Annotated in this window: 4 protein-coding genes; 2 read left to right on the top strand and 2 right to left on the bottom strand. The window is 70.5% G+C overall.

What is annotated here, in order from left to right; genetic code table 11:
* Nucleotides 1-1,515, bottom strand: a 1,515-nt coding sequence (locus D7W79_RS38090) for a putative metal-binding motif-containing protein (protein WP_120530165.1), incomplete at its 3' end; no start/stop codon positions are given.
* A gap of 79 nt (nt 1,516-1,594) precedes the next feature.
* The gene (locus D7W79_RS38085; RefSeq protein ID WP_120530164.1) at nt 1,595-4,000 is read right to left on the bottom strand and encodes an endonuclease MutS2; all 2,406 of its coding nucleotides are present in this window, start codon (nt 3,998-4,000) and stop codon (nt 1,595-1,597) included.
* A gap of 75 nt (nt 4,001-4,075) precedes the next feature.
* On the opposite strand from D7W79_RS38085, the gene D7W79_RS38080 reads away from it, so the two are divergent.
* The gene (locus D7W79_RS38080; protein WP_120530163.1) at nt 4,076-4,810 is read left to right on the top strand and encodes a tetratricopeptide repeat protein; all 735 of its coding nucleotides are present in this window, start codon (nt 4,076-4,078) and stop codon (nt 4,808-4,810) included.
* A gap of 67 nt (nt 4,811-4,877) precedes the next feature.
* A partial coding sequence (locus D7W79_RS38075) for an adenylate/guanylate cyclase domain-containing protein (RefSeq protein WP_147442261.1) occupies nt 4,878-5,537 on the top strand: 660 nt, incomplete at its 3' end.

The raw sequence follows: 5,537 nt of genomic DNA, 5'->3' as shown, positions 1-5,537 counted from the left end.
GAACGTGCCGTTATTTCCGGCCGACGTCACGCACTGCTGATTGCCGCCACTTCCCGGGACCGGCACGCCGTTCACGATGCGCCCGCTCGCCAGGATGTCGTGGCTCAAGGTCGCATCCCCATACACCGCGAGGATGACCGCGCGGCTGCCCACGATGCGCAGCTCGCCGCCCAGGGCCAGGGTCCGCACCGGGATGAGGAGAATCTCGGGGCCCCCAGCCTGGGGCAGGGACCTGATGGTGAACGCGCCAGTATCCGGGCCCAGGTTCGAGGGCGTCCAGGTCTGGGCATCCGTGTCGAACACCACCGCGCCGGTGGTCCTCAGCTCACCAATCTGACCGCCAGGAATGGTGGTTGGATCGAAGTTGGCGGGTGAGTAGGGGAATGCGACGCACGTGCCATCCGCTTTGCACACGCGCGGCGTTCCCGACCCGTCCTCGCTGCAGGCGTTGTTGAGCTGGGCCGGGTCCCCCGCGTAGATGCAGGAGTTGTTGCGAGTGCAGCCCGCGACGGTATTGCACTCCTTGGCCGGGCAGGGCGTGGGCGTTCCGGTGCATACGCCGCTGCCATTGCAGAACCCCGGATCATTGCAGGCGTTGCCATCCACGCAGGACGTGGTGACTGACTTGGAGGGGTACTCACACTGGCCGTTGGTCGAGTTGCAGGTGCCCGTGGACTCCTGGCACTGGGCGTCCACTGGCGTGTTGCACGCCTTCGCGTCGCCCACGCACTGCTTGTCGGCGGTGCACCGGCCATTGGTCACGCACTTGTCGCCGGGCTCACAGGCCGTCCCCACGACCACGGTTTCATCGATACACGCACCCGTGGAGGCCTCGCACCTCACCGCCGACTCACACTGTCCCCCGGTCTGTTTGCACTTCGGCTCGCCGCCCCCGCACTGCGCCGCCGGGCCCACGCCGATGCACCGCTTGCCCGTCGTGCACAGGTCTCCGTCCGTGCACGTCTTCTCCGTGCACTTCGAGTCCGCGCACGCTTTCTTGCCATCACAGTCGAAGTCGATGGCCGTGTCGCACTTCTCCACGGCGCCCGGACGGACGTCGTTTCGCGTGTCGTCGCAGTCGGAGACGCCCGCCCACTCGACGCCCGTGGGGGAGCCATCTCCGTCCCCGTCCACCGCCTTCAACGTCACGTCGAAGGGCGTGTACTCCTTGGGGACGACGGTGAGCGAAGGGCTCGCGAAGGTCTCCACGGCCTCCCCCGCACACCGGTCCCCCGCGGTCTCCGCGTAAGACGACACGGTGACGCTCATCGCGGCGTCCCAGTCCGCCTTGCGGCGCACCGCGACCAGGACCTCCGGCTTCTGGGGGTTCTTGAACCGGGTGGCCGGGATGTCCGTGGCCTCCTGGTGCCCCTGCGCGTCCTTCGCCTCCACGCGCACGCACGCGGGCTTGAAGGAGCCGTACGTCACGGACACCCGGATGGCGCCTTCGTCGGGAGCCTTCTCCCCACAGGCAGCCAGCAACACCACACATCCCAGCAGGCAGAGCCGATACATGGCGCCGCACTGTAGCCAACACTTCCGGAAACAAGGGAGCGGGGCCATCCAGACCCCGACCCCCTGTCTCCCGGGGCGTTCAGCCTCGCAGGGACACCACGGTGACGCCGTCGCCGCCCTCGTGGCTCTCCCCGGGGCGGAACATGCGGATGTACGGCGACGCGGCCAGGTGGTCGCGGATGGCCTGCTTGAGGGCGCCGGTGCCGTGGCCGTGGATGATGAGCGCGGCCTCCTCACCCTTGCGCAGGCCCTGGTCCAGGAACGTCTCCAGCTCCGCCAGCGCGTCGTCCGCGCGCATGCCGCGCACGTCGCAGCGGAAGTTCGTGGCGTCCACCTGCGACGGCGCCGCGGAGGCCGCTCGCTTCAGGGCCGCTTCGCCCTTCCGCTGCTCCGGGAACTTCGCCTGCTGCGGCTTCTTGCTCCGCGAACCGGACAGCTCCGTGGTGGGCACGCGCATCTTCAGCGCGCCGCCCGCGGACACCACCGCCTGGCCATCCGTCAGCTCCAGGATCTCCACGTCCCGGCCCAGGCCGGAGTGGTGCACCCACGCGCCCACCTTGAGGTTCGCGGGCCCCGGGGCCTCCACCTGGAACAGCTCCGCCTTGGCCGCCGCCGCGCGCTTCAGCGCCTCGTCCGCGCGCTGCTGCAGCTGCTGCCGCGCCTCCGACAGCGCCTTCTCGTTCTGCTCCGCGCGCAGCTTCGTCAGCAGGTCGCGGACCTCCTGCGCGGCGTGCTCGCTGGCCGCGTGCACGTCCTCGTTGAACTGCATCATGCGGCCCTTGCGCTCGCGCTCGAAGGCGACCTTCTGCTTCTCCAGGTCCGCGCGGAGCGCCTCCGCCTCCGTGGCCGCGAGGCGCGCCTTCTCCAGCTCCTCGGAGAGCTTGCGCCGCTCGTCCTCCGCGGCCGCCAGCGCCTTGGAGAGCGGGCCGCCCGCGTTGAGCGACAGCTCCCGCGCGCGCTCGCACACCGAGGCCGGCAGGCCCACCCGCGCCGCCATGTCGATGGCGGACGACTGGCCGGACGCGCCCATCTGCAGCCGGTACGTGGGCGACATCCGCTTGGAGTCGAAGCCCACGCGCGCGTTGAGGAAGCGCGGATCCATGTGCGCCAGCGCCTTGAGCTCCTCCAGGTGCGTCGTCACCAGGACGTACGCCCCCTTGCCCAAGAGCTCCTCCAGCACCGCGATGGCGATGGCCGCGCCCTCGCGCGGATCCGTGTCCGCGGCGATTTCGTCGATGAGCACCAGCGAGTCCGTCGCCACCGCCGCCAGGATGTCGCGCAGCAGGGTGACGTGGCCGCTGAACGAGGACAGGCCCTGCGCCAGGTCCTGCGTGTCCCCCACGGTGGAGTGCACGGAGCGGTACAGCGGCATCCGCGACCCTTCGCCCACCGGGATGGGCAGGCCCGCACGCAGCATCAGCGCGCACAGCCCCACGCCCGTCAGCGTCACCGTCTTGCCGCCCGCGTTGGGGCCGGACACCACCAGCGCCCGGGCCGTCTCCGTGAGCGTCACGTCGTTGGACACCACCTCCGAGCCCTTGAGCACCAGGCGCGGGTGGCGCAGCGCGCGCAGCTGCAGCTCCTTCACGCCCTCGAACGTGGGCGTCGTGGCGTCCAGGTCCGCGGACAGGACGGCGATGGCCTCCACCTCGTCCAGCTCCGCCACCGCCTCCAGGCCCTCCAGGATGCGCGCGGACTCGCGGCCCACGTGCTTGCTCAGCTCCTGGAGCACCCTCAGCTCCTCCTCCGCGACCTCCGACTGCGCGATGGCCAGGTCGTTGCCCAGGCCCACCATCGCCTGGGGCTCCATGAAGAGCGTCTGCCCCGTCTGGCTGGCGTTGTGGACGATGCCGTCCACCTCCGAGCGGTAGTTCGACACCACCGGCACCACGTACCGCCCGTTGCGCAGCGTGTAGTAGTTCTCGCGCAGCTTGGTGGTGAACGTCTCGTCGTGCAGCAGCTCGTCCAGGCGCGTCTTGATGCGCCGGTGCAGGCCGCGCGCCCGGTCCCGCGCCTCCTTCAGCTCCGGGCTGGCGCGGTCGGAGATGGTCCCGTCCGGTTCGAAACACTGATCCAACCGGCGCGCCATGGCCTCCAGGAAGGGCAGGCGCTTCGAGATCTCCACCAGGCGGGGGACGCGCTCCTTGCGCTCGTCCAGCGCCTCGCGCGTGCGGGCGAAGGCGAAGAGCAGCTGGGCCGCGTCGATGAGCTGGCGGGGCTCCAGCACGCCGCCCTTCTCCGCGTGGCCCACGGCGGTGCGCAGGTCCGTCACGCCGCCCAGGGGCAGGGAGAACTGCTGCTGGGAGAGGAAGCGGGCCTCGTCGACCAGGGCCAGCGCTTCGGCCACTTCCGCCTCGGTGTCCAGGAAGGGACGGGCGAGCACCCGCTCCCTTCCTGGCTCCGTGCGACAGCGCTGCGTCAGCGCGCGGAGCACTTCCGAGAAACCAAGGTCTTCCAACGTCCTTTGGGAAATCTGCACAGTCATGGGTTTCATGCGAGGCCGGGTGTCCGTCAAGGGGAAGTATTGAGGTGGCCCACCTGGCTCTGCTATCTGCCAACCATGATGTGGGTACTCGTGGCGGCGGTGCTGGCGGGCGCGTCCGACGCACCGGCTCCCCCGGTCCTGACGGCGCAGGCGACCGCGGCCCCCGGCCCGTTGGCGGACGCACTGGCGCTGGAGACCGCGGGCAACGACGCGGGAGCCCTCGTCGCCCTGGAGCGGCTGATTTCTAACCAGCCCCGCTGGGAGCTGCCCAGGCTGGAGGCCGCGCGCCTGCTCCTCAAGGGAGGCAGCGCCCCGGAGCTGGAGCGCGCCGGGGCCCACCTGGACGCCGCCCTGCGCGAGGCCCCGGACAACCCCCGCGTCTACTTCCTCCAGGGGCAGCTGCTGGAGGAGCGGGGCGCCTCCCTCGACGCCATCCGCGCCTACGAGCGGGCGGTGGCCCTGCGTCCGTCCTATGACGACGCGCGCTTCCGGCTCGCGGGGCTCTGGGCGCAGGCGGGGGACTGGCTCAAGGCGGAGCTGCACTACCGCCCGCTGTCCAAGTCCCGGCCCGCGTGGGTGCAGGTGCGCATGCAGCTGGCGGCGGTGCTGGAGAAGCAGGGCCGGACGCTGGACGCGGAGCGGGAGTTCCTGGCCGCGCGCGACGCCCAGCCGGACAACCCGGGCGTCTTGAGGACCCTGGCGGCCTTCTACGAGCGGACGGACAGGCCCCAGCTCGCCGCGAAGGTGAGGGCGCAGCTGACGGCGCCGGAGAAGCGCAACATGCGGGTCCTCAAACCTTCAAAGCGCTGACAGCGAGCGGCAGTGCGCGGTCCGTGGCGATTGCTTCGCGCGACGCGCTGCATACACTGCCCCCGCTTTGAAGACCGCCAACCTCGCCATCGTCTTCACCGACATCAAGGGCTTCACCGAACGCACCAGTCGGCAGACGCTGGAGGAGAACCAGCGGCTGCTCCAGGTGCACGAGGCGTTGCTCGCGCCGCTGTTCAAGGCGTTCGGTGGACGCATCATCAAATCGATTGGCGACGCGTTCCTGGTCACCTTCGAGTCCCCCACCCAGGCCGTCCTGAGCGGCATCGCCATCCAGGACCGGCTCTGGCACCACAACCGGCCGCTGCTGGAGGATGATCAGATCCACGTCCGCGTCGCCGTGAACGTGGGCGAGGTGCGGGTGGAGAACAACGACATCTTCGGCGAGCCGGTGAACATCGCGGCCCGCGTGGAGGGCATCACCGACGCGGACGAGGTCTTCTTCACGGAGGCCGTCTACCTGTCCATGAACAAGGCGGAGGTGCCGTCGCAGGAGGTCGGGTCCTTCGACCTGAAGGGCATCCCCGGGAAGATCCGCGTCTTCCGCGTGCCGCGCGCGCCCTACCGGGTGGAGGCGCCGTCGCCGGACGCGGTGCTGCCCACGCCGGAAGAAGCGTCCTCGCTGCCGCCGTACGGCAACCTGGCCCTGGCGCGCGTGGCGGACCCGGGCCTGGACCTGGGCGTCCTGGGCCAGCGCGCGGCGGTGGTG

It is taken from the genome of Corallococcus exercitus (assembly GCF_003611585.1).
Lineage (GTDB): Bacteria > Myxococcota > Myxococcia > Myxococcales > Myxococcaceae > Corallococcus > Corallococcus exercitus.
The sequence above is the reverse complement of the archived record's forward strand: the minus strand, read 5'-3'. Positions and strand labels throughout refer to the sequence as shown.

Excerpts from the sequence above, each read along its gene's own strand:
- D7W79_RS38085 (WP_120530164.1), bottom strand. The coding sequence starts at position 4,000 with ATGACTGTGCAGATTTCCCAAAGGACGTTGGAAGACCTTGGTTTCTCG.
- D7W79_RS38080 (WP_120530163.1), top strand. The coding sequence starts at position 4,076 with ATGATGTGGGTACTCGTGGCGGCGGTGCTGGCGGGCGCGTCCGACGCA.